Origin of the sequence: Brucella sp. TWI432 (assembly GCF_039674445.1) — a bacterium.
Classification (GTDB): Bacteria; Pseudomonadota; Alphaproteobacteria; order Rhizobiales; family Rhizobiaceae; genus Brucella; species Brucella chromiisoli.
Genome location: NZ_JBDJNL010000008.1, coordinates 149809 through 174373 on the forward strand (window position 1 = coordinate 149809; position 24565 = coordinate 174373).

Consider the following 24565-nt stretch of genomic DNA (forward strand, 5'->3'; position numbering starts at 1 on the left):
TTCAAAGTCCTGAATGAACAGCGGTTGCCTTGCCGGTCTTTGCAGCCTCAAGCACGGCGAGCCCGGTCGCCAGCGACCAAATGCCATCCTCCAGAGTTGCGGAAGGCTGGCCTTTACCTGCGATGGCATTGTGGAAAGCCTGCAAGGCAGTTTCGTAGAGATTTTTCTGATCAAGCAACAATTCGTGCTCGCCATTCTGATCACGCAGAATGACGGTCCCCACAGGCTTCTGCGTCATGACATTGCGTGCAATGAGCGAGCCTTCACGCCCATGCACTTCAAAGCCGGTTTCCGCATATTTGGTGGTGAAAGCATCGTGGAACTGGGCAATCGCGCCAGATGGAAAACGCAAAACGCCCATCACGCCATCTTCCAGCCCTTCGCCGCTTAAACCGCCCTGCTGGCTGAAAGCCACGACCTCAACCGGGTCTTCACCCAGCACAAAGCGCAATGTATCGGCATCATGCACGGTAATATCGAGGATCACACCGCCGCCCGCATCGGGCCGTTCAATGCGCCAGCCCTGCAAATGCGGCGGCAGATAAACCGCGTGAAAAACCCGCGCGCCGAGCACCTTGCCGATCTTGCCTTGAGCAATCGCATCACGCATGGCGCGGTGGCTTGCAGCATTGCGCAAGTGATGATTGGTGGCTGCCACCACACCAGCCTCACGCACGGCGTCTAGCATCTGATGCGCGTCGCCAATCGTCAGCGCCAGCGGCTTTTCACAGAGGATATGCTTACCCGCTTGTGCTGCTGCAATCGCCTGATCGCGGTGCAGTTCATTGGTGGTGGAGATATAGACAGCGTCAATTTCAGGATCATTCAACAGCGCATCAAGGCTTGTCACAGAGCGGGCAATCCCATTTTCACGGGCATAGGCCTCGCCACGTGCAGCATTGGTGCTGTAAACGGAAACAACTTCGCCGCCGGTCGCGCGAATGGCACTGGTGACCCATTCTTTTGCAATGGTGCTTGCGCCTATAAGGCCCCACTTTGCCATGCGAATTTCTCCTCCTTTTTAGATTGCGTACCGCAGCTTGCACGCACCGCAAGACGCACCGACAAGCGCTGCGCCTCCGCCTCCACCCGTTCTGAATTGATCTGTTTCAGCAAAAGCTGCGCCGCACGTTCTCCCAGACCTTGCGGATCAACAGCCACAGTTGTCAGTGCCGGAACAGCGGTCTTTGCTTCGATCACATCGTCAAAACCAACCACCCCGAAATCGCGGCCCGGTTCCAGATTTGCGGCACGCAAACCATCGCAAACGCCAAAAGCTACAGCATCATTGAAACACACTGCTGCCGTCGGTTTCGTGCTCTGCCGCAACATGCGCTCAACTGCTTCCACACCGCCAGCCCGCGAGGGTGCTGAGGTAAAGACCAGCGCATCATCAAACACCAAGCCCGCCTGCTCAAGTCCCGCACGATAGCCCGCAACTCTTTCGCTAAAAACAGCCGTGTCCGCATAGCCGCCCATGAAAGCAATGATGCGATGGCCCAGTGAGAAAAGATGCTCGACCGCCTTTGCCACGCCACCACGATTATCCGAAACAATCGACGACACACCAGATCCCGGCACATCGCGCACCATCTGCACAACCGGAAGGCCGCTTTTTGCCAATGGTTTCAGATCACCAGCCTCGGTGCCGCGGGCAGGCGAAACGATCAGCCCCGCAATGCCATGCTCGCGCATCGAGGCAATCACCTCGCGCTGGCGATCAATGCTTTCCGCCGTATTGGCGAGAAACTGCACATAGCCTGCCGACTGCATGACACGATCAACACCCACCGCAAGCTCGGCAAAAAAGCTGTTGGTCAGATCATTGACCACAAGCCCGATGATCTTCGATTTCGACTGCCGGAGATTGGCCGCCGAGCGGTTATAAACATAGCCGAGCTTGTCGATTGCTTCCTGAACTTTTGCGCGGGTCTCAGCATGCACCAGCGGACTGTCCCGCAGAACAAGCGACACGGTTGACTTCGACACGCCAGCCTCGCGTGCAATATCAATGACCGTAATGCTGCTCTTGCTCATGCCAAACTCCTGTTCCCATCATTTAATTGGAACGTTCCAAATTTGTCAATGATTTTAAACCACGCCTGATTGAGCGCGAAACAAAGCTGAAAATGCTGCGGAAAAATCAAAAAATGCGATCAATTTTCGACTTTCCCGTAAAATAGATGCCCATTTTTCGCATTTCACAAATTATCCGCCATTAAGACATAATCGCGCCTTATTTAATCCCGTCTTGATATTTGGAACGATCTAAATTATTCATGTCCCCGTGGAGTTGGAGGATTGACATGAGTGCATTATCGGAAAACGTGCTATCCCTGCCCTTTGCAGACGGAACCGTAAAAGCCTATCACTTGCGTGGCACCCCGACACCGCGCCCCGCCTCTCCTCCGAAATTCAATCGCATCGCTTATGCGGCAGCACATGTGGTTTCAGACCCGCTCAGAGACAGCACGCCATGGAATGCTCCGGCGATTGACTGGGATGCGACCATGGCCTTCCGTCACCACCTCTGGAGCCTTGGCTTTCGGATCGCCGAAGCGATGGACACATCACAGCGCGGCATGGGCCTCAACTGGGCTGGCGCGCAGGAACTCATCCGCCGCTCGCTCACAGAAAGCAAAACCGTGAGTGGCGCCGATCTGGCATCCGGCGCAGGCACCGATCATCTTGATCCGGCGGAGGCAAAAAGCCTTGATGATGTGATTAAAGCCTATGAAACACAGGCTGAATTCATCGAAAAACATGGCGGTCGTTTCATTCTCATGGCCAGCCGCGCGCTCGCCCACATTGCCCGTTCACCCGACGATTACATCAGGGTTTACAACCACATCCTCACAAACGCGCGCGAAAAAGTGGTCCTGCACTGGCTGGGCGATATGTTCGACCCACAGCTTAAAGGTTATTGGGGTTCGGACAGGTTTGAAGACGCACTTGATACGGTCATCGGCATCATAGAGACCAATCGCGACAAAGTAGAAGGCATCAAGATTTCACTGCTCGAAGAACGCTATGAGATCGCGCTGCGCAACCGCCTGCCGGATGGCGTTCTGTGTTTTACGGGCGATGATTTCAATTACGCACCATTGATCGAAGGTGATGGCAACAAGCACAGCCATGCGCTGCTTGGGATTTTTGATGCGGTTGCACCACAGGCTTCAAGCGCCCTTACCGCCCTTGCCAAGGGTGACAATGCAGGCTTCCGCGCGACCATCGAACCGACCGTGCCCCTATCGCGCAAAATTTTTGAAGCCCCCACACAATATTACAAGGCAGGCGTTGTATTCCTCGCCTGGCTCAATGGGCATCAGACCCATTTTACCATGCCTGCCGGGATGCAATCAGCTCGTGGCATCCTGCATTATGCGGAGATTTTCCGCCTGGCAGATCAGGCCAATGTTCTCGACCAGCCCGGCCTTGCAATCCAACGCATGAAAAATCTGCTTACTTTGCATGGCATAGAATAGAGACAATCAAAGACTTATAAAGCTTTATAAAAAAACACCTTCCTCATACAAAAATGCCGTGGCGCATCCAAAGCGATGTATGATCACGCGCGTCCTCACTTCCCAATATACGGCCAGCTATAAGATAAATATTTAAATCAATAATGCTTGATTTTTATTCCAGCATCTCACTAGAATAAATTAAGTCTTTATTAAGTATTGCATACAGTTAAATTATAAAATTCTAAATGAGAGCTGTATATTTCATGTCAAAATATAAGTTAATACTAAAATCAACAATAATTATGACAATCAGTTCTCAAGCTTGGGCTGACGCTCCTCTTTATGAAGTTCACGGTTCTTTCGGAGGATCACGCGCTGATGCAGTCACCATATCTGCGGACGGCAAAACATTTGGCGTAAGGCGAATGTCAGCAAGTGGTGCGTATGACAAATCTTTTGTCATTACCCCGGATGGTATAACCGATCTTGGGTCCCTTGATGGCTCTGGCGAAACCGCAATTCATGTGATTTCGGCAAACGGACGTGCTGCAATCGGCAGCAGTTCTGTCAGTGCCACACAAACAAACGCATTCTGGTGGACACGGGATACAGGCATGCGCAACATTGGCACGCTGGGGGGAAATACATCCTATACCACCGGGGTTTCAGCCAATGGCGATGTTGTCATTGGCAACAGCTCTCTCGCCGATAATGCCGAGACCAATGCATTCCGCTGGACACTTCAGGATGGCATAACCGGTCTTGGAACACTGGGTGGAATATCGTCCTTCTCCAACGCTATTTCCGCTGATGGCACCACCCTTGTTGGCTATAGCACAACCGAAACATTGCAAACAAAAGCATTTCGATGGACGCAAGCCACGGGCATGGTCAGTCTTGAGACACTGGGCGGCAATAATTCAACCGCACGCGGCGTTTCAGCGGATGGATCCGTAATCGTCGGCGCCAGTGATACCGCCGATCATCAGCAACATGCTTTTCGCTGGACGGCAGAGACCGGCATGGTTGATCTCAATGCGCAGGAAAATATACAAAACAGCATTGCTGACTTGGTTTCAGCAGATGGAAAAGTTGTGATCGGCACAGCGACTATAGACAGCGGCTATGATCAGGCTTTTCGCTGGACATCGGAAACTGGCATGATGAGTTTGGGCTCACTGGGTGGTGAGATTTCACATGCTCTTGGCATGACCAGCAATGGCAAAGCGGTGACTGGTTACAGCTACACAGATACAATGGCGATGCGCGCTTTCCGGTGGACGGAAAATGACGGCATGATTGATCTGGGAACAATTGGCGGGGACAATGCCATTGCCTATGATATTTCTGATGATGGCAGCGTTATAGTTGGGACGGCCCAAACCGCTCAGGGTGAACTTCACGCAACATTATGGAAACTACCGGCAATCAATCCCGGAACGGATGAAGAGACGGATCCCGAGACAAATCCGACAAATCCCGGAACTGATCCTAATCCTGGGACGACACCAACAAATCCGGGAACCGATCCTGATCCTGGGCCGACACCGGGTGAAAATCATGGCGCTGGGCCGACACCAAACTCTCCATCAGCCGAGCCCGTGACCAAACCCACAGTCATCGATGTCGATCACACTGTTGCGACCGTGTTAAAGCTGGCATTCAGCGGCTTTTCCGCCATGGAAGCGCAGCGCCTGACGCTGAATAAATTGCAGGGCACCTGCAATGTGGATCGTGCCGGCCAGACCTGTTATTCGCAGTTCACAGACATCAGTGGTTTTGGCGATCAGCGCGATTTACTGACAGGTTTCACGCTCGCACACGGCTTTACCGATAGTTTCTCGGCAGGCGCCACCATCGCCCATTCTTTCTGGCAAGAACAGCCGGACGGTTTTGACACAGCACACGACAATTTCGGTGGCGGTATTTATGCGCAATGGAAACAAAAGACGGCAAATGGCGCGTGGTATGTGCGCGCAAGCCTTGCTGCAAACCGTTACGACACAGATATAACCCGCCCGCTCCTTCCCTTTACAGAAGCGGGAACCGGCACAACACGTCTGCAAGGCTGGAGCACAGCGCTTGAAATCGGACGCACCGACAATCTCAGCGTCAACAATGCAGCGTTCGGCTATTACGGTGGTCTGCGTTACAGCGATATTTCCATGGATGGATACACGGAAAACAATGTGCTGTTCCCGTTCACCTACAGCACGATGAAATATCAGCTCACCACGGCTTATGCAGGCGCCAATTACAGCATGCCGCTCAGCGATCGATTCCGGTGGTCCGTCAATGGTGAGATCGAACAGGATATCGCGCACAAAGACCCGGAATTTGATGCGCACGCAGATTATATCGGCGCGCTGGTATATGGTTCGGACTTTGCCCATATGCGCGGTTCCGCATCAACAAGCCTCAGCTATGCGGTCAATAAATCAGTCGGTCTTTCATTAACGCCCTATATCATGCGCACCGCATCGCGCGAAAATGCTTATGGAGCGACGGTGCGAATATTCGGAGAATTTTGAGAAACTTAAAGCATGTCGCGGAAAAGTGGGAACCGGTTTTCCGATAACGACATGCGTGAAGAAAAAACCATGTCGCGGAAAAGTGGACACCGGTTTTCTGATAACGACATGCGTGAAGAAAAACACAGAGAGCATTTCCAAGGATTCAGTCTAAACAGGAAATACACCGAACGCTCGCGGCACGTTATGCCGCGAGCGTTTAATCAGGCCGCGTGTTAGCGCCAGCCCAGTGCCGGTGCAACATGCTTGAGGATCGCTTCGATCACATGGGCATTGTATGCAACGCCGAGCTGGTTCGGCACGGTCAGAAGCAGGGTATCGGCTTCGGCAATCGCTTCATCCTTTTGCAACTCTTTGATAAGCGCATCGGGCTCTGCGGCATAGGAACGGCCGAAGATGGCGCGCGTGTTCTCATCAAGATAGCCGATGGAATCCTGCTCTTTGCTCCCGCCACCGAAATAAGCCCAGTCGCGGTCATCAACCAGCGCAAAGATGCTGCGGCTCACCGAAACGCGTGGCGTGGTTGTATGGCCTGCTTCTTTCCATGCTTCGCGATAAGCACGGATTTGCGCTGCCTGCTGAACATGGAACGGCTCACCCGTTTCATCATCCTTCAGCGTCGAGCTTTGCAGGTTCATGCCAAGTTTTGCGGCCCAACGTGCTGTGGCATTGGAACCGGCACCCCACCAGATTCGATCCCGCAAACCTTCCGAATGCGGTTCAAGACGCAGCAGGCCGGGAGGGTTCGGAAACATCGGACGCGGGTTGGGCTGTGCAAAGCCTTCGCCTTTGAGCGCGCCCAAAAACACTTCCGCATGCTGGCGGCCCATATCGGCATCGCTTGTGCCTTCATCCGGCTTATAGCCAAAATAACGCCAGCCATCGATCACCTGTTCAGGCGATCCGCGGCTCAGCCCAAGCTGCAATCGGCCCTGCGCAATGAGATCGGCAGCACCGGCATCTTCAGCCATATAGAACGGGTTTTCATAGCGCATATCGATCACGGCAGTGCCGATCTCAATCTTGCTGGTTTTGGCACCCACGGCTGCAAGCAATGGAAATGGCGAAGCAAGCTGGCGCGCAAAATGGTGCACGCGGAAATAAGCGCCGTCTGCGCCCAGCTCTTCAGCGGCAACCGCCAGATCGATGGATTGCAGAAGCGCGTCACCCGCTGAACGGGTTCCCGACTGCGGAGAAGGCGACCAATGGCCGAATGAAAGAAAGCCTATCTTTTTCATGACGATTGTCCTTGCGTGCGAGGAAGCACTTTTCATCTGTTTTGTCAGAATATGGCACCGGGCGATAGTCATTGAAAGGCCGCTGAACACTGTGTTCATGAAACGGAATATAACGCGCGCAAGCCGGGCTGTGATGACAACACGTTGACAGTCTATTCGGACCGGATTAAGCCTCAAAAGACGCGGTTAAGCCCTTCAATCCGGGGAACCGGATATTGAGCCTATGCCGACAGACGACGCACCAAAACAGGGGAGATTTTCATGCGTTCTATGCTTCTAGCCTTGCTGGCCGCAACGGCCATCGCAACGCACGCGCAGGCCAAAGACGTAACGGTTGCCGTTACGGCCATTGTTGAGCATCCGGCACTGGATGCGGCACGCGATGGCGTCAAGGATGCGCTGGCAGAGGCCGGCTTCAAGGAAGGCGAAAATCTGACATTCGTCTATCAGTCCGCGCAGGGCAATCCGGCAACCGCCGCACAGATCGCACGGCAGTTCGTGGGGGACGCGCCGGATGTAATCGTTCCGATTTCCACGCCTTCGGCACAGGCCGTTGTTTCCGCCACCCGTGATATTCCGATTGTCTTCACCGCTGTTTCTGATCCGGTCGGCGCACAGCTCGTCAAGGATATGGCAAAACCGGGTGGCAATGTCACCGGCCTTTCCGACATGTCGCCGGTTGTCGAACACATCAAGCTCATCAAGGAAGTGATGCCGAACATCAAGAAGCTCGGCTATCTCTATAATTCCGGTGAAACCAACTCCGTTTCGCTTCTGGCAGCACTGAAAGAAGCGGCTGCGGCTGAAGGCATTGAAGTGGTTGAATCGGCTGCAACCAAGTCGGCAGAAGTTCAGGGTGCAGCCCGCGCGCTCGTTGGTCGTGCAGATGCGATGTATGTGCCAACCGACAACACCATCGTTTCAGCGCTTGAAAGTGCGGTCGGTGTTGCTGAAGAAAGCAAGCTGCCGCTCTTCACCGCAGATACGGATTCGGTCAAGCGCGGCGCACTCGCCGCTCTCGGCTTCAACTATTACGACGTTGGCAAACAGACCGGCGCTGTGGTTGTAAAAATCCTCAACGGCGAAAAGCCGGGCGATATTCCTGTCGACATCGCAAAAGGCACCGACCTCGTCATCAATCTTTCTGCTGCAAAGAAGATGGGCGTCGAGTTCCCACAGGCTGTTATCGACCGCGCAACCAGCAAGGTCGAATAATTGCAATTTCTACTGTAAGGAAAAGGGCGGGACGATCTCCCGCCCTTTTCTTTTAAACATGTTTCACATCTGTTGAGCTTTTAAAATGCCCGCCATCCGTATCCTTCCCGCTGATGACAACACCAATGGCTGGAGCAGGATACTGCCTGCGCGCGCACCACGCCCTGCCCTCAAAGGCCACATCAAAGCCGACTGGATCGTGCTGGGTGCAGGCTATGCCGGTGTCGCGGCAGCAAGACGGCTTGCCGAAAACCGGCCCAATGATCACATTGCACTGGTTGATGCACAGGAAGTGGGAAAAGGCACATCGGGCCGGGCGGCAGGTTTTGCCATTGATCTGCCGCATAATGTCAGCTCATCCATGGAGGAACTGGCCAAGTCGCACAGCTACCGCGCACTGGCACGCGCGGCAATCAATCACCTTAAACAGCAGATTGACCAGCATGGCATCGACTGCGACTGGCGGCAGGATGGCAAGTTTCACGCCGCCGTTTCCGATCAGGGGATGCGCAAAGTTCTGGAGCCGACAGTCAAGGAGCTTGAGCGTCTTAACGAGCCCTTTGATTGGCTCGAAGGCGATGCTTTGGCCAAACGGCTCGGCACCAGCCATTTCAAAGCAGCGATCTTCACCTATGGCACCGCGCTTTTAAATCCGGCCGCTCTGGTGCGTGGCCTTGCAGACAGCCTGCCCGCCAATGTCACGCTTTATGAAAACTCTGCTGTCACCAAAATCGACTATGGTGATCGCATCCTCATTACCACGGCAGAGGGCCGGCTTCAGGCCCCTGCCATGATCCTGACGGTCAATGGGTTTGGTGAACAGTTTGGCTTTTTCAGACATAAGCTGCTGAACTTCGCAGCCCATGCGAGCCTCAGCCGTCCACTTGATGATCAGGAATACAAGGCCATAGGCGAAGTCGCACCGTGGGGCCTGACGCCTGCCAATTCTTTTGCCGGGATCACCATGCGCCTGACTTCTGATCGGCGCATTCTGGTGCGGCAGAACGTGCATTTCTGCCCGTCGCTGCGCCAGTCGAATGCGCAGCGTGAAACAATCAAGCGCGAGCACAAGCGGCTTTTTGATCAACGTTTCCCGATGCTGGCCAATGTCGATATGCAACACACCTGGACGGGTTTTATTTGCCTGTCGCGCAACGGTGCACCGGGTTTTGGCCAGATCGCCAAAAATATTTACACCTCACTCTGCCAGAATGGAGTCGGCATCACCAAGGGTACGATTGGCGGCATCCTTGCAGCCGACATGGCCTGCGATCTCGACAATCCGCTGATCGACGACATGTTAAAACTGGGAAATCCAAGCGGGTTGCCACCGCGCCCATTCCTCGATATCGGCGTCCGCGCGCGTTTTGCCTGGGAGTTGTGGCGTGCGCGCGGCGAAGTCTGACCCGCAAATAGCTCGAAAAATGTTGTAACCCGCCCACAGAACGCGGCTTTTCAGCGCTTTTTCAGCGATAATGCTTGCTTGTTGAAACTTTTGAGTTGTATCCGCAAAAAGAGTTAGCCAGAACAAGCGCAATCAATGCAATTGCGCATGCAAAACCGGGGGATGGTTCCACAAGGCTTTCGCTTCAAGGAACAAACTCAAATCAAAACCGGTCGTGATTGAAGCAGACCTTCCAGGCGGTCTTTGGCAAATGCCAGAACCTCCAGAAGGCCGGTAATGATATGGCGCTGAAAAGCTGCCCTATCATCTTCGATGACGGCAAAGAACAAGGAATCGCAATGTGAGTCAGATCGCCTTCTGGGGCGCGGTCGAACTGGGCCTCGTCTTTTCTTTTGTCGCCATTGGCGTCTATCTGGCTTTCCGCGTGCTCGATTTCCCCGATCTGACCGTGGATGGCTCGTTTCCGCTCGGTGCAGCGGTCACGGGCGTTCTGATCCTTGCTGGCTGGAATCCATGGCTGTCTGCTGGTGTTGCAATGATTGCAGGCTCGATTGCCGGTCTTGTGACAGCAACGCTCAATGTGCGCTTCAAGATCCTCAATCTGCTCGCTTCAATCCTTACGATGATTGCGCTGTTCTCGGTCAATCTGCGCATTATGGGCCGCCCAAACATTGCACTCATCAATCAGGATACAATGCTGTCTCCGTTTTTCGGTCACGGCATTCCTGAATATTATGTGCGCCCGGCCTTCCTGTTTGTGCTGGTTGCCATCGCAGTGTTCCTGGTCTGGCGCTTTCTCGAAAGTGACATGGGCCTTGCCATGCGCGCAACCGGTGCCAATCCGAAAATGGCGCGTGCGCAGGGCGTGCGCACCGATCGCCAGATTTACCTCGGCATGGCACTCTCCAATGCGCTCGTAGCGCTTGGTGGCTCGCTTTTTGCCCAGACAAACGGCTTTGCAGACGTGACCTCCGGCGTCGGCACCATCGTGGTTGGCCTTGCGGCTGTGATCATCGGTGAAACCTTGCTGCGCTCGCGCCTCATCCTTGTCATTCTCATTGGCTGTGTTTTGGGATCGATCATCTACCGTATCGCCATCCAGCTCGCACTTTCCAATGGCAGCATTGTCGGACTTCAGGCTTCCGACCTCAATATCGCAACAGCGCTTCTTGTTACATTCGCCCTGATCTTGCCGCGCCTGCGCCGTGGAGGAGCATCATCATGATTGAAGTATCCAATCTGGACGTTATTTTCGGCCGTGGAACACCGCTGGAAAAGCAGGTGCTCAACAAGATCAATCTGACTATGGATCGCGGTTCATTTGTAACCGTGATTGGCTCCAATGGCGCTGGCAAATCCACACTGCTAGGCGTTCTTGCTGGCGATGTCATTCCGACAGCCGGTAAAGTTGAGATCAGCGGACAGGATGTTACACGCAAATCCACCGCTGAGCGCGCCGGTCTTGTGGCGCGCGTGTTTCAGGATCCGCTTGCAGGCAGCTGCGGCACGCTGACGATTGAAGAAAACCTGGCGCTGGCGGCATCGCGTGGAGCACGTCGTGGTCTCACCCATGCGCTTCATGCCAAGCGGCGCGACTGGTTTCGCGAACGCGTGGCAAGCCTCAATTTGGGACTCGAAAGCCGTATGCAGGATCGAATGGAGCTGCTATCGGGTGGCCAGCGTCAGGCGCTTTCGCTCATCATGGCAACACTGGCCGGCTCGGAAGTGCTGCTGCTGGACGAACATACGGCAGCGCTTGATCCAGGCATGGCGGAATTTGTGATGGAGCTGACCCGCACGCTGATTGCTGAAAACAAGTTGACGGCACTCATGGTCACCCATTCCATGCGTCAGGCGCTTGATTATGGCGACCGCACCATCATGCTGCATGGCGGCAAGATTTTGCTCGACGTCACCGGCGATAAACGCAAGACGCTTGGCGTGGAAGACCTGATCGACATGTTCCGCAAAGTGCGAGGGCAGACACTCGATGACGATGCTTTGCTGATCGAATAACATTACAAACAGCTTTCTTTCACAGCTGTTCTGTTGCAAAAATTTCAGCAGTCTCAAAGAGACGCTATATCTGGGCACAATGATATGCTTCAGGCGCTGATCCAATTCAATGAGATCGGCGCTCTGGATCAAATGAGCTTCCTTGAGAGCCACCATCATCCCGGTCTGCGTCTCTCAATGATGCACATCTCTTAGCACCCAACTATCCAAGCCTCACCCGGTTTAAGAAAATGGCCGCGTGATCTGAAACGAGCCTCTTACAAAAGCGCGGGCGAACGCATTTCTTTTCGCATGATTCATTTTAGCATTTCCTGTTTTTATTAGTGCATGGAAATGCCCTATCTATTTGCTTTCACGCATTATCCCGCCCAAGCGCGTTCGCGCTTTGGCAGGAAATGCTCTAAATTGAAAAATTTGTCTATAAACCTCTCTTCATGTAAGTATAGATTGGCAAAGCCAAATGGAAAAGCAGATCAAATACTGCTGAGTTTCAGGAGGGGGAGGAGAAATTGCTACAGAATGCTCTGCTTTATGATGCGCAAGGCCAGCCGCTGCTGAGCGGAAAACTAAATGCTTCCCGGGACTGGGCAGAGGTCAATGCCTTCTGCCATCGCGTTTATATGCCACTTGTAGCGCGCCCCCTCATCGACGGTGCCGACCCAAATGCCACTTTGCGTACATTATCGATCGGCCGGATCATTTTGAGCCGGTTCTGCTTTGGAGTGCCCACCAAAGCGGATGAATTCGACCCTTCCTCGGGCAACATTATCGTGGTCAACACCATGCGTGGAAGTGTGCGTCATCCATTGACGAACGGCATCAGCGTCGACACCAGCCCCGGTGACAGCTATGTTGTGGATTGCAGTCGCACGGACTACTGGAACGTGGCGGACGGACACGATCTTCAGTTCAACCTGACGATACCCCATAAGCTCATGGAGGAAACGGCGCAGCGTTGGTACGGCTTCGTCCCGGAAGATGACCTTTGGAAGAAACGTTTGGTTTTCGGCCACCGCCAATCTGCCTGGCTTTCCCTTCTCAATTACGCAACCCTTTCGGTCGACGCCCGGAATGACGGTATTTCCAGCCCCTTGATCGAAAAGCGGATCGAGGAAACCCTTTGTCTGGAGTTACTGCGTGGCTGGGCGGAAAGTGCCGGGCTCAATCTTGAGACCGGAGCGCGCGGTGCAGCCCCCCGATATGTGCGCGAGGCGGAACGTCTCATGAAAGAACGGGCGCATGAGGGACCCTCCGTGGCAGCGATTGCTGAACAGGTCGGCATTTCGGCCCGGAGCCTTTCCGAAGGGTTTCGGCGGTTTCGTGGCGTCACCCCGCATGACTATCTCACGGCCTGCCGTCTTGATGGTCTTCGCAAGGCGCTCGAAGAGGCAATGCCCGGGCAAACCGTGTCTGCAATTGCAGCGGAAAGAGGATATGTAAACCTCACCGCGATGACTGCGTCCTATCATCAGCGTTTCGGCGAAACGCCCTACCAGACACTGCGCAGCCGAACAGGGCGCGTGTGACAACCCTCGCCACAAGGTCCTCATGCTGAGGTGAATTTTGACTGGATACGCGTTGTTCAATCCATTTCGGCAGGTGATCAAATGGTGTAGGCTGATTTCTTCTGATTTGGAGTACTGGCTTCCTGAATGGACCAACCATCAGTCTTCGGCCATCCGCGGTCGTTGTCTACATTGCATGCAAGCGCCGACGGCGCCTCACTATCCGGACAGGAGTCAGGTTTGTGTGATCTTTGCAAAAATATGCTGAGGGGTATGCCCCCGAGGGAGGATATGATGAAAGCGTTGGTTTATCACGGACCAGGTAAAAAAGACTGGGTCGAAAAGCCCAAGCCGACCGTTCAGGAAGCAACGGATGTCATCGTGAGAATTACGAAGACGACGATCTGCGGCAGCGATCTGCATATTCTGAAGGGCGATGTGCCAAGCGTCGCCGAAGGACGGACGCTCGGCCATGAGGGCGTTGGCATTGTTGAAGAGGTTGGCGGTGCGGTTCGCAACTTCCGCCGGGGCGATGCGGTGCTGATCTCGTGCATCACATCCTGCGGTTCCTGCCCAAACTGCAAACGACAGCTTTACTCCCATTGTGATGATGGCGGCTGGCAGCTCGGCAATACGATCGACGGTACACAGGCCGAATTTGTCCGCATTCGGCATGGCGACAACTCGCTCTATCCGATCCCGCAAGGTGCAGATGAAGAAGCATTGGTGATGCTGTCGGACATCTTGCCAACAGGGCTTGAAATCGGCGTGCAGGCGGGTGGTGTGAAGCCCGGTGATACGATCGCCATCGTAGGCGCAGGGCCAGTCGGCATGTCTGCACTCCTGACGGCGCAATTCTATTCACCGGGTAAGATCGTGATGATCGATATGGACCCGGCGCGTCTGGCTCTTGCGCGTCAGTTCGGCGCCACCGACACCATTCAGGTCGGTGAAGAAGACGCAGCCTCCCGGATCATGGAAATGACCGACGGACAGGGCGTCGATGTGGCGATTGAAGCCGTCGGTGTCCCCGCGACATTCGACATCTGCCAGAAGATCGTTTCGGCTGGCGGCAATATCGCGAATGTCGGCGTTCACGGGAAGCCAGTCGAGCTTCGCATTGAAGATCTCTGGATCAAGAACATAAAAATCTCGATGGGGTTGGTGAACACCAACACGACACCGATGTTGCTGAAGACCGTCAAGGCTGGTAAATTCGATCCGAAAAAACTCATCACGCACCGTTTCCGACTCGATCAGATTCTGGACGCTTACGAAGTGTTCGGCAATGCTGCGCGCGAAAAGGCAATGAAAGTCATTCTCGCCGCCTGAAAACAGCAGAGAAACGGACACGAGACGCTGCGCTCTTGAAATCCGACCCGGCAAATGCCGGGTCGGGCATTATTTTATATTTCGATGCCCGTTATTCCATTGCCCTTCCCGACTTTTAGGAAATCGCGGTTAAGCACGGCAGGAAGTTTGACCATACATTCATTGAACCGATGATCAGGTCGAGCGGATGAACCCCACCATCAAATCCCGCAACTAGAGCATTTCTTGTTTTGATTGTGTCATTGGAAATGCTTTATCTGTTTGCTTTCAAGTATCATCCCACCACCCCAACGGCTTCACACTTTTGCTTGAAATGCTCTAGACACCTAATTAGTCATATTCAAAAGAAGTCGGTTTACCGCGGATGAGAGTAACGTTTGGATAAATCAATACTGTTATGAAGCTTGTTTAGAGGGAACAAGAGGCACGTTATCATGGTGCGCAAAAGGCCAACAAGCGAAAGGCGAAGCGAAGAACGACAGCGTACACGCTTGCGATCAGGTAAAATTGTTGGGCTCGACGGGCGTTTCATCATCGAATGTCAATTCAGCGATATAGCTTCGCATGGCGCGCGATTGAGAACCGCGGATGTTCCCAGTCTGCCAGAACGTTTCTGGCTGTTCGACGATTTTTACGGCCGCGCCTTGCTGACGCGGATCGTTTGGCGGCAAAATTGCGAAATCGGCGTACAATTCATTTCGGACAGCGAAATAGCGCCGCTAAATGAAGAGCGTTTAAACCAGCTCGCTGGAAAATCGAAGTCGCTATGAACTCTCACCCGCTGCCCGAAAGGGATAGCATCGCCTGGCTTTATCGCAAAATTCACTTTTACTGAGCCTTGATAGTATCTTTGCGCATGATTGAGTGGGGTGAACGTGGATGACAGTCGATTTCGAATGAATTCGTTTTTCCAAAAAGTATCATCCTTTATACTGCTTTCTTTTGCGCCCGTTGTTCAATATCTGATTGAGATCTTCAGCAAATCAAGGCTAACGTGGCCTTTCTTTAGAGCGCATTCCAAAAAGTGTGAAACGGCTTTCGGAAAAAATGCGCGTTAAGCCAACCTTGAGAGCGCAGAACTGATCCACTCCGATTGAAACCCGCTCCAAGAAAGCCGTCGCCAGCAATGATATTCCGGGCATAATTGCGATCCGGTAGACCAAATGTCTCAACAATCTTCTTGCACTGGGTTGCCGCTTTATCACACGCATTGCCAAACACATGATGGGCTTCAGGGCATTCCATTCAGCCTCAGCGACAATCGCGGGCATCGAAGCGGCCCGCATGATCCGTAGATGTCAAGTCGACAACGACAATCAGCCACCATCCCAGTTATTTGCGGAGCTTGCAGCATAGGTGCATCCGACGATCTGGCTGCTTTCAGCCTGATCAAATTTTTGCGACAAAACCCATTGCGACAACGTTTCTGCAACATCCACGCCAACGCAAAGCGTACAAATCTATTGCAATGTATTGTTTATTGGCATACACAGAGCCCGACATTTGTATGGATATGATACTGTCATGTAGGTGATTTTCCGCACCTACAGTCCAAGGGTGCTGATATGAATTACGACAAGTCTTTCGAAGATCTGCTTGCTGATATGAAGCTCGACGGCCGTTACCGAACATTTGCTGAATTAGAGCGGATTGCCGGGGAATTTCCGACGGCGCTCTGGCATCGTCCAGACGGGCAAAAACAGCCCGTCACAGTCTGGTGCAGCAACGACTACCTCGGAATGGGCCAGCACCCGGACGTGCTCGCCGCGATGCACGAGGCCATCGATCTTTCGGGAGCAGGCACGGGCGGAACGCGCAATATTTCGGGCACCAATCGTCAGCACGTCGCCCTTGAGGCTGAACTGGCCGATCTGCACGGAAAAGACGCTGCGCTAATCTTCACATCGGGCTGGATCTCGAACCTTGCCGCTCTCGGTACGCTGGGTCGCGTTCTGCCAAACTGCGCAATCTTCTCGGATGCTCAGAACCACAACTCGATGATCGAAGGTATCCGCAGATCCGGCGCGGATAAATTTATCTTCCGTCACAACGATGCAGCACATCTTGATGAACTCATGAGCGGGATCGACCCGGATCGTCCAAAGATCGTCGCGTTTGAGAGCGTCTACAGCATGGATGGCGACATCGCCCCAATTTCGGCCATCTGTGATGTGGCGGATAAGCACGGAGCTCTGACTTACCTTGATGAAGTTCATGCCGTGGGCCTTTATGGACAGCGCGGCGGCGGTGTTGCCGAGCGCGAGGGGCTTGCGCATCGCCTGACAATCATCGAGGGAACACTCGCAAAGGCATTTGGTGTGATGGGTGGCTATGTCACCGGACCGGCGATTTTGATCGACGTCATCCGTAGCATGGCGGACAGCTTCATTTTCACGACCTCGCTGTGTCCGCATCTCGCAGCCGGGGCGCTCGCAGCCATACAACACGTCAAGGCGCATCCTGAGGAACGGGCGCGCCAGACAGCCAATGCAACCCGTCTCAAGGCGATGATGAATGATGCAGGGTTGCCCGTCCTTGACACCCCAAGCCACATTCTTCCCGTCATCGTCGGCGATGCGCATCTGTGCCGTCTGATCAGCGAACGACTTCTCACCGAGCACGCGATCTACGTCCAGCCAATCAATTACCCCACTGTGGCTCGTGGGCAGGAAAGGCTTCGCATAACACCGACGCCATTCCACACTGAAGCTCATATGCATTCGCTTATCGATGCTCTTCTCGCTGTAGGCAGCGATATTGGTTGGCCCGCCATACAGCGCGCTGCCTGATAGCGCGCCTTCTCGAGAATACGCCGTTTCGAAGTGTCATTGCCTCAGCTCGTCTGCTCATGGCGTCATGGCCTGGCTCGACAGTCCTGACGGCTGGAAAACACCACTGGAAACGGCGCATTCGCTAACGTTTCCTCCGTTCACATAATAATCCTGGAAAGATTCAGAATCAGGGATTGGTTCCCCATCATTGCCGGCATATTCAAAGCCATCGTTTTGGTTGTGGCTATGTTTTTCGCCATCAAATGGCATTATAATAAGGATAAAGAGGAGAAGGAGAAGAAAATGGGGGAGAATAAGGAATCCAACAGGCCATAACTGCTTGTGTAGTTCTCCAACGCTTTGAATTTTTGGGTATATCCAGTGAAGCGGCAGTTGCCCCTTGATGGGGCGGCTGGGCAGAATGGCAATTGATCAGGGCGTAACTCGCTCAGACCGCGAATGACGTGATGTCCTTGCCGCGCTCTTAGAACTTTATGTGCAGCACGATCTCCGCTTCCCTTTGGTATCCATACATGATATTAGAACTGTATGTTAATAAGCCATACAGTTTGAGGGGTCGAAATGTGGAAGCCACGACTGATCGAAAACGCGAGGATGAAATATCTCGGTATCGTAGAGGCGTTGGAAGCCGATATTCGCTCCGGAAGGGTTGCCGGGGGAGATCGGTTGCCGGCGCAGCGCGTGATCGCTGAGGCGCTTAACGTCGATCTCACCACAGTCACGCGTGCCTGCAATGAAGCCCGCCGCCGGGGGCTCGTTGAGGCACAAGCGGGCCGTGGGACGTTCATCCGTGAGGCACTCAATAGCGAGCCTCATGATCAGGCACCGCCGCTGATTGACCTGAGCATGAACATTCCTTCACAGCCGTCTGATATCGATTTCAGAAAGGTTTTTCCCAGTGGAATCGCGGGGGTTCTCGGGGGCACGCGCGGGCTGCTTAATCTTCATTATCAGGAAAGCACAGGATCAGAACCGGACAGGCAAGCCGCAGCAAGCTGGCTTCGTCCCCGGATTGAAGGGGTTACGCCGGACCGCATCGTCGTCTCAGGGGGGGCACAGAGCGCATTGTTCGCCGTGTGTGAACTGCTGCTTGATCGGGGTGACATATTGGCGACCGGCGCCATGACCTATCCCGGCCTCAAGGCGGTTGCTGTTCAGAAAGGAATGGTGATTGAACCTCTGGCAATGGACGAGCAGGGGATCATTCCAGACGCCTTCGAAAAGCTGTGCCGCGAGCGTTTGCCAAAGGCGATTTATGTCATTCCCAGCATCGACAATCCGACCACTGCGACCTTGCCGGAAGACCGCCGTCGGGCTTTGGTTTCTATAGCACTCAAGAATGGTGTCGCGGTCATCGAGGATGACCCCTATGCACCACTGATACCGGATCGCACGGTTTCGATGATGGAATTGGCGCCCGACATCACCTGGCACATCGCCACGCTTTCCAAATGTGCAAGCCCCGCTTTGCGGGTTGCCTATGTGATTGCGCCCAACAGCACGAAGGCTCTTCGACTTGCCGGTGTGCTGCGCGCGACGACCCTGATGGCTCCGCCGCTTATGTCAGCCTTGGCAAGCCGATGGATTTCGGACGGCACCATGGGCGAGATTACCCGCTCCATTCGGAACGAGAACGCAGCGCGTCAAGAGCTGGCCCGATCAATCCTCAAAGGTCATGATTACGCGGCCGACCCCCATGGTCACCATTTATGGCTGCACCTGCCTCAACATTGGCGCGCGGCTGACTTTGCTGCGCATGCTGACCGTGCCGGTGTCTCAATCGTCCCCTCTTCCGCCTTCGCAACCGTTGCACATCCCATTGAAGCCGTCAGGATTTCCCTTGGCGTCGCGCCAGACCGCGAAGATCTCGAAGATGGCCTCAATCAGCTTGCCAACCTTATCACGCAGCCCTCACTCAGCACACGCGCCGTCGTGTAATTTCAGGATTGTTTGCCATGTCTCTCATCAAAGCCGCAGTCGTTCAAGCCGCCCCTGTCCTGTTCAACACATCCAAGACCGTAGCGAAGCTCGCCGAGCTGACCCGCGAAGCCGCAGGCCGAGGTGCAGGGCTCGTTGTCTTCCCGGAGGCTTTTGTCGGAGGCTATCCGAAGGGTTTGGATTTCGGTGCCCGGCTTGGGCTTCGAAGCCCGGAAGGCCGCGAAGAGTTCCGCCGTTATTTCGAGAGTGCCATTGATATTCCAGGCCCGGAGGCATCGCGCATCGGTGAGATCGCGCGGGACAATGGCGTGCATTTGGTCGTTGGCATCATCGAGCGGGATGGCGGCACGCTCTACTGCTCGACCCTGACCTACTCTCCTGCAGGCAAGCTTCTCTACAAGCACCGCAAGCTGATGCCAACGGCGCTGGAGCGACTGGTCTGGGGCTTTGGCGATGGCTCGACGATCGGCGTGGTCGACACACCGATCGGGCGCATCGGTAGTGTCATATGCTGGGAAAACTATATGCCGCTGCTTCGAGCCGCGATGTATGCGCAGGGCGTGGAGCTCTATTGTGCGCCGACAGTAGATGACCGTGATGCCTGGCTTCCGACCATGCGCACGATCGCCCTCGAAGGCCGCTGTTTTGTGATCTCGGCGTGCCAATACCTCACGAGGAGCGATGGCCCTGCCGATTATGCGCCGATTCAGGGTGATGATCCGAGCACTGTCCTGATACGAGGCGGCTCATGCATCATTGACCCGCTCGGAAATGTGCTGGTGGAACCCGATTTCACCGGTGAGACGATCCAGATCGCCGAAATCGACCGACGCATTATTGCGCGCGGAAAATATGACCTTGACGTTGCCGGGCATTATGCGCGGCCGGACGTCTTCCAACTCTCTGTCGATACACGAAAGAAATCTGCTGTTACGTTTGAGAGCGGACAGTTCTCTCTTTTCGGTGAGGATAACAGCGACATTCCTCAGTCGCAATGCTCGGACTGACCGCTCTTGAGCTGGCTCGTATCCAGTTTGGTTTCACCATCTCGTTTCACATCGTGTTTCCCGCGATCACGATAGGGCTTGCGAGTTATCTCGCCGTTCTCGAAGGGCTTTGGCTTTGGAAAAAAGATACCGTCTATCGCGATCTTTATCATTTCTGGTCGCAGATTTTCGCGGTCAATTTCGCGATGGGCGTCGTGTCCGGGCTCGTTATGGCTTACCAGTTCGGAACCAATTGGAGTTACTTTTCAGCCTTTGCCGGATCGATAACGGGGCCACTGCTCGCTTATGAAGTTTTGACGGCATTTTTTCTTGAAGCCGGCTTTCTCGGTGTCATGCTGTTCGGCTGGAATAAGGTCGGACCGGGCCTTCATTTCTTTGCGACCGTCATGGTGGCGATCGGCACCTTGATCTCCGCCACATGGATTCTGGCATCGAATAGCTGGATGCAGACGCCGCAAGGGTTTGAGATCGTCAATAACGTCGTCGTGCCGGTGGACTGGTTCAAGGTTATTTTCAATCCGTCCTTCCCCTATCGGCTTGCCCACATGACCGTGGCTGCCTTTCTGGCAACGGCGCTTTTTGTCGGCGCTTCAGGTGCGTGGCATCTGCTGCGAGGTCGCAGAGATGCGCGCGTGCGGAAAATGTTCTCCATGGCCATGTGGATGATTTTGGCGGTTACGCCCGTACAGATCTTTATTGGTGACTTGCATGGCCTGAACACGCTTGAGCATCAACCCGCAAAGGTCGCAGCCATGGAAGGCCATTGGCGAAATGTGCCAGGCGCTGGTGTGCCGCTCATTTTGTTCGGCTGGCCGGACATGGAAAGCGAGGAAACCCTCTACAAAATTGAGATCCCAAGGCTGGGTGGGCTCATTCTGACGCATAGCCTTGACGGGCAGTATCCGGGGCTAAGTGAATTCGCCCGTGAAGATCGCCCGAATTCAACGGTGGTGTTCTGGTCGTTCCGCATCATGGTCGGTCTTGGCATGCTCATGCTCCTGCTCGGTGTCTGGAGCGTCTGGTTGCGGTTGCGCAGTGGGCTATATGTACAAAAATGGTTCCTGCGCTTCGCAATCTGGATGGGGCCATCGGGTCTGATCGCAATTCTGGCGGGATGGTACACGACCGAAATCGGTCGCCAACCCTGGCTGGTCTATGGCGTGATGCGCACTGCGGATGGGGTGTCGAGCCATTCGGCGCTCGCACTATCGACCACCTTGATCATCTTCATGGTCATGTACTTCGCCGTCTTTGGTACGGGTGTCAGCTATATGCTGAAGCTGGTCGCCAAAGGGCCTGCCAAGAGTGAAGACGCAAACCCGCCGCGTGATCCGGGCCAGTCTCAACGGCCAGCGCGGCCCTTGTCAGCTGCTCCCGATAATATTGACTCAACGATTGTTTAAAGAGGAGAAAAAATATGGGCATTGATCTTCCTCTTATATGGGCGCTTATCATCGGCTTCGGTCTTATGATGTATGTCATCATGGACGGTTTCGATCTTGGCATTGGCATTCTGTTCCCTTTCGTTCGCAACCGGGACGATCGCGACGCTATGGTCAATAGCGTTGCGCCTGTCTGGGACGGAAACGAGACCTGGCTCGTGCTGGGCGGTGCTGCTTTGCTGGGCGCCTTCCCGCTGGCTTATGCCGTTATCCTTAGCGCCCTATATTTTCCGCTTCTTCTCATGTTGGCGGGTCTGATCTGGCGAGGCGTGGCATTCGAGTTTCGCTTCAAGGCGGATGAGGGGCACAAGGCGTTCTGGGATAAAGCTTTCATGTGGGGGTCCTACATTGCCACTTTTTCCCAAGGACTTGCGCTTGGCGCCTTTATCAACGGCTTCGAAGTCCGGGACGGTTCGTATGTTGGCGGTATGTTTGATTGGTTGACACCGTTTAGCCTGTTCACGGGTGTCGGCATGTTGCTCGCCTATGCCTTGCTCGGAGCGACATGGCTTGTGATGAAAACCGAGGGCGCTCTTCAGCAGCGTATGCGACAACTTGGCCACCCGATTACCGTAGCAGTACTGGTGACGATCGTGATTGTCAGCCTCTGGACGCCATATGCCAACCCTGACATTGCAGCGCGCTGGTTCGCACTGCCGAACCTGTTCTTCTTTATGCCAGTGCCCATACTGGTTGCCTTAGCCACATGGATTCTTCTGAAAACCTTGTCAGGCAAAAGCCATGGCGCACCATTCCTGCTTTCGCTTTTACTGTTGTTCTTAGGTTATTCGGGACTGGCAATCAGCTTGTGGCCGAACATCATCCCGCCGGCTATTTCAATATGGGATGCTGCCTCGCCCCCTCAAAGCCTGGGTTTCACTCTGGTCGGAGCGTTGTTTATCATTCCGTTCATCCTCGCCTACACCGCATGGTCCTATTATGTGTTCCGAGGCAAGGTTAAGGTAGGGGAAGGATATCACTAATGTCCAACACTCCTCACCATCAGAAACTGTGGCTGCGGCGTGTTGGTTGGATGATTCTGATCTGGACCGGCAGCGTGGTGGCACTGGCAATCGTGGCGCTTCTCTTTCGCCTCTTGATGAACCTGGCCGGTATGACCGTTTGACGGTTTGGTTGCCTGATGGAACTCGCAGCATAAGTGCGTCTAAAAATAGGACCGCATATCACCGACCAAAAGCTTTGCGACAGCGATCAAAAATTCCGGTCACAGTCGCATGATCGATGCAGACGTGGCATTTTGCATAAACAAATCGCTCCCGGCTTGGCACCGGGAGCGATAATTTGATTGCGACTATGGGTTTTCTACCACTTCACCTTGAAGCCGACATTGCCTTTGAGGGCGTAGCTGTCGGAGAAATGGTTGAGTGACGTGTTGATGGAACCTTCGCCATAGAGCATGTATTTGTTGTCGGCCCAGGCATAGGTGCCACCTGCGCCAATCCCACCCCATGTATCATCGCTGTCAGTGGCCATATGGGTTCCCGCATAATTCATACGGGCGTCACCCATGAACTCCTGATAAAGATTGGCAATGCCATAGAGTGATGTATTGACCATCCGCCCATCATGGCCCTTCCAGCTATTGGCATAGTTGGCAGCAAGACCAAGCCGGGCTGTCAGGCTATCACCGTCTCTATTGGAGATGCGCGCGCCATAGCTATCGGTAAAGGTGTCAAAATCCACCGATGACCACATGAGCTGTGCCTGCGGTGTCAGCGACCAGTTCTGGTTGATGGCAAAACGCTGCCCCGCTTCAAGGCTCAGGGCATAACCGAAGCCCTTATTGCCGTTGCTGAGAGTCTGGTTGACTGCATCGACATGAAGATCGCTGTCATACCAGTTGGCCTGTGCCTGTGCGTCAAGATAGAAGCCGGACGTACCATACCATGTGGCCGTGGCACCAAGCCCCCATCCTTGCGTGCTGATGCTGCCCGAACCGTCACCGGTCCGGTTGTCGATATTCGAGCGTGCATTGCCGTATTGCCCGGTAATGCCAGCAAACAGTGTGCCATTCTCATCCTCATAGAACTGACCATCCACACCGGCCTGCATGATGAAAGTGTTGATATCCTGATGCAGATCACCTGCCGTGGAGGCACTTTCATGACGGTTATGCGCGCCTTCAATGCGGCCCCAGATCGCCTTGCTGTCGGTTTCACCCACATTGGCACCCGAACTGGCCTGATCAGAGCCTCCCAGATAACGCTCACCCACACGCTGTTGCAGTGTCGGCAGCTTGTTCAGAGCCTGCAGCGTCGAGCCATAGGATTCATAGATCGGAGCCGCGGGGCTGTAACGGCCCGGATTAGGACCAGGGTTAGGACCTGGAGGACAGGTATTGGTCTTCTCGCAATCCGGATCGACCGGATTGACAGGATTGACCGGATCGTTCGGATTCTTGCTGACCAGATACCAGTTGCCGTCATTTGGCGTATTGGTTCCGCCTTTTTGCAGCGTATAGGCATAGGCCGAGTCAGTCATAATAGCCTGCTTGCCGTCTTTGGTGACATAATCACCATTGAGCGTGAACAGACCATCAGAGTTCCCCCCCACGGAGATGATCTCGATGCCGTTATTGGTTTTAGCGCCAAAACCGTGACGGTTGGTGATGTCGACTTTGGAAGTGCCGGCTGTGTTGCCACTGACATTCATCCGG

At 54.2% G+C, this 24565-nt stretch carries 19 protein-coding genes and 1 pseudogene; 16 read left to right on the forward strand and 4 right to left on the reverse strand.

Annotated features, from left to right (window positions below; all coding sequences use genetic code 11):
* Position 1: 1 nt before the first annotated feature.
* Together ABE527_RS13180 and ABE527_RS13185 are read right to left on the reverse strand one after the other, a co-directional pair.
* The gene (locus ABE527_RS13180; protein ID WP_499697173.1) at positions 2-1003 is read right to left on the reverse strand and encodes a Gfo/Idh/MocA family protein; all 1002 of its coding nucleotides are present in this window, start codon (positions 1001-1003) and stop codon (positions 2-4) included.
* Positions 982-2037, reverse strand: a complete 1056-nt coding sequence (locus tag ABE527_RS13185) for a LacI family DNA-binding transcriptional regulator (RefSeq protein ID WP_499697174.1) — start codon at positions 2035-2037, stop codon at positions 982-984. The genes ABE527_RS13180 and ABE527_RS13185 overlap by 22 nt, the downstream gene beginning before the upstream one ends.
* A 269-nt stretch (positions 2038-2306) precedes the next feature.
* On the opposite strand from ABE527_RS13185, the gene ABE527_RS13190 reads away from it, so the two are divergent.
* Entirely contained in the window at positions 2307-3485 is a 1179-nt protein-coding gene (locus ABE527_RS13190; protein WP_499697175.1) for a dihydrodipicolinate synthase family protein, read from the forward strand.
* Between the two features lie 407 nt (positions 3486-3892).
* The gene (locus tag ABE527_RS13195) at positions 3893-5998 is read left to right on the forward strand and encodes an autotransporter domain-containing protein (protein ID WP_499697176.1); all 2106 of its coding nucleotides are present in this window, start codon (positions 3893-3895) and stop codon (positions 5996-5998) included.
* A 215-nt stretch (positions 5999-6213) separates the two neighbouring features.
* Here the strand turns inward: ABE527_RS13195 and ABE527_RS13200 are convergent, their stop codons facing one another.
* Positions 6214-7236 (reverse strand): LLM class flavin-dependent oxidoreductase, encoded by a 1023-nt coding sequence (locus ABE527_RS13200; protein WP_499697177.1) that lies wholly within the window; start codon positions 7234-7236, stop codon positions 6214-6216.
* 261 nt (positions 7237-7497) lie between these two features.
* Here ABE527_RS13200 and ABE527_RS13205 point away from each other — a divergent pair, with 261 nt between their 5' ends.
* The 14 genes and pseudogenes from ABE527_RS13205 to ABE527_RS13270 all read left to right on the forward strand — a co-directional run bounded on the left by ABE527_RS13205 (position 7498) and on the right by ABE527_RS13270 (position 23014).
* Complete coding sequence (locus ABE527_RS13205) at positions 7498-8451, forward strand: ABC transporter substrate-binding protein (protein ID WP_265982422.1); 954 nt, start codon at positions 7498-7500, stop codon at positions 8449-8451.
* An 85-nt stretch (positions 8452-8536) separates the two neighbouring features.
* The gene (locus ABE527_RS13210; RefSeq protein ID WP_499694791.1) at positions 8537-9856 is read left to right on the forward strand and encodes an NAD(P)/FAD-dependent oxidoreductase; all 1320 of its coding nucleotides are present in this window, start codon (positions 8537-8539) and stop codon (positions 9854-9856) included.
* A 340-nt stretch (positions 9857-10196) separates the two neighbouring features.
* Positions 10197-11081, forward strand: a complete 885-nt coding sequence (locus tag ABE527_RS13215) for an ABC transporter permease (RefSeq protein WP_499694792.1) — start codon at positions 10197-10199, stop codon at positions 11079-11081.
* Positions 11078-11872, forward strand: coding sequence for an ABC transporter ATP-binding protein (locus ABE527_RS13220; RefSeq protein ID WP_265982425.1), 795 nt, complete (start codon positions 11078-11080; stop codon positions 11870-11872). Before ABE527_RS13215 ends, ABE527_RS13220 begins: the two co-directional genes overlap by 4 nt.
* Positions 11873-12381: 509 nt before the next feature.
* The gene (locus ABE527_RS13225) at positions 12382-13398 is read left to right on the forward strand and encodes an AraC family transcriptional regulator (protein ID WP_499694794.1); all 1017 of its coding nucleotides are present in this window, start codon (positions 12382-12384) and stop codon (positions 13396-13398) included.
* A 273-nt stretch (positions 13399-13671) separates the two neighbouring features.
* Positions 13672-14709, forward strand: a complete 1038-nt coding sequence (locus ABE527_RS13230; protein WP_265986006.1) for a zinc-dependent alcohol dehydrogenase family protein — start codon at positions 13672-13674, stop codon at positions 14707-14709.
* A 434-nt stretch (positions 14710-15143) separates the two neighbouring features.
* Complete coding sequence (locus ABE527_RS13235) at positions 15144-15479, forward strand: PilZ domain-containing protein (RefSeq protein WP_499694795.1); 336 nt, start codon at positions 15144-15146, stop codon at positions 15477-15479.
* 391 nt (positions 15480-15870) lie between these two features.
* Positions 15871-16065: pseudogene (locus ABE527_RS13240) on the forward strand (IS6 family transposase); the annotation flags it as partial.
* A gap of 209 nt (positions 16066-16274) precedes the next feature.
* Positions 16275-17498 carry a 5-aminolevulinate synthase gene (gene hemA, locus ABE527_RS13245; protein ID WP_499697178.1) on the forward strand — a complete coding sequence of 408 codons (1224 nt, stop codon included), beginning with the start codon at positions 16275-16277 and terminating at the stop codon, positions 17496-17498.
* A 564-nt stretch (positions 17499-18062) separates the two neighbouring features.
* Positions 18063-19439 (forward strand): aminotransferase-like domain-containing protein, encoded by a 1377-nt coding sequence (locus ABE527_RS13250; protein ID WP_499697179.1) that lies wholly within the window; start codon positions 18063-18065, stop codon positions 19437-19439.
* A gap of 17 nt (positions 19440-19456) precedes the next feature.
* On the forward strand, positions 19457-20446 hold the full coding sequence (locus tag ABE527_RS13255) for a carbon-nitrogen hydrolase family protein (protein WP_499697180.1): 990 nt from the start codon (positions 19457-19459) through the stop codon (positions 20444-20446).
* Complete coding sequence (locus ABE527_RS13260; protein ID WP_499697181.1) at positions 20434-21849, forward strand: cytochrome ubiquinol oxidase subunit I; 1416 nt, start codon at positions 20434-20436, stop codon at positions 21847-21849. Before ABE527_RS13255 ends, ABE527_RS13260 begins: the two co-directional genes overlap by 13 nt.
* Before the next feature lie 14 nt (positions 21850-21863).
* A complete protein-coding gene (cydB, locus tag ABE527_RS13265; RefSeq protein ID WP_499697182.1) occupies positions 21864-22871 on the forward strand; it encodes a cytochrome d ubiquinol oxidase subunit II in 1008 nt (335 codons plus the stop codon).
* Positions 22871-23014, forward strand: a complete 144-nt coding sequence (locus tag ABE527_RS13270) for a DUF2474 domain-containing protein (RefSeq protein ID WP_499697183.1) — start codon at positions 22871-22873, stop codon at positions 23012-23014. The genes cydB and ABE527_RS13270 overlap by 1 nt, the downstream gene beginning before the upstream one ends.
* A 197-nt stretch (positions 23015-23211) precedes the next feature.
* Here ABE527_RS13270 and ABE527_RS13275 read toward each other — a convergent pair.
* Positions 23212-24565: autotransporter family protein (locus ABE527_RS13275; RefSeq protein ID WP_499697184.1), on the reverse strand; the 1354-nt coding region annotated here is incomplete at its 5' end.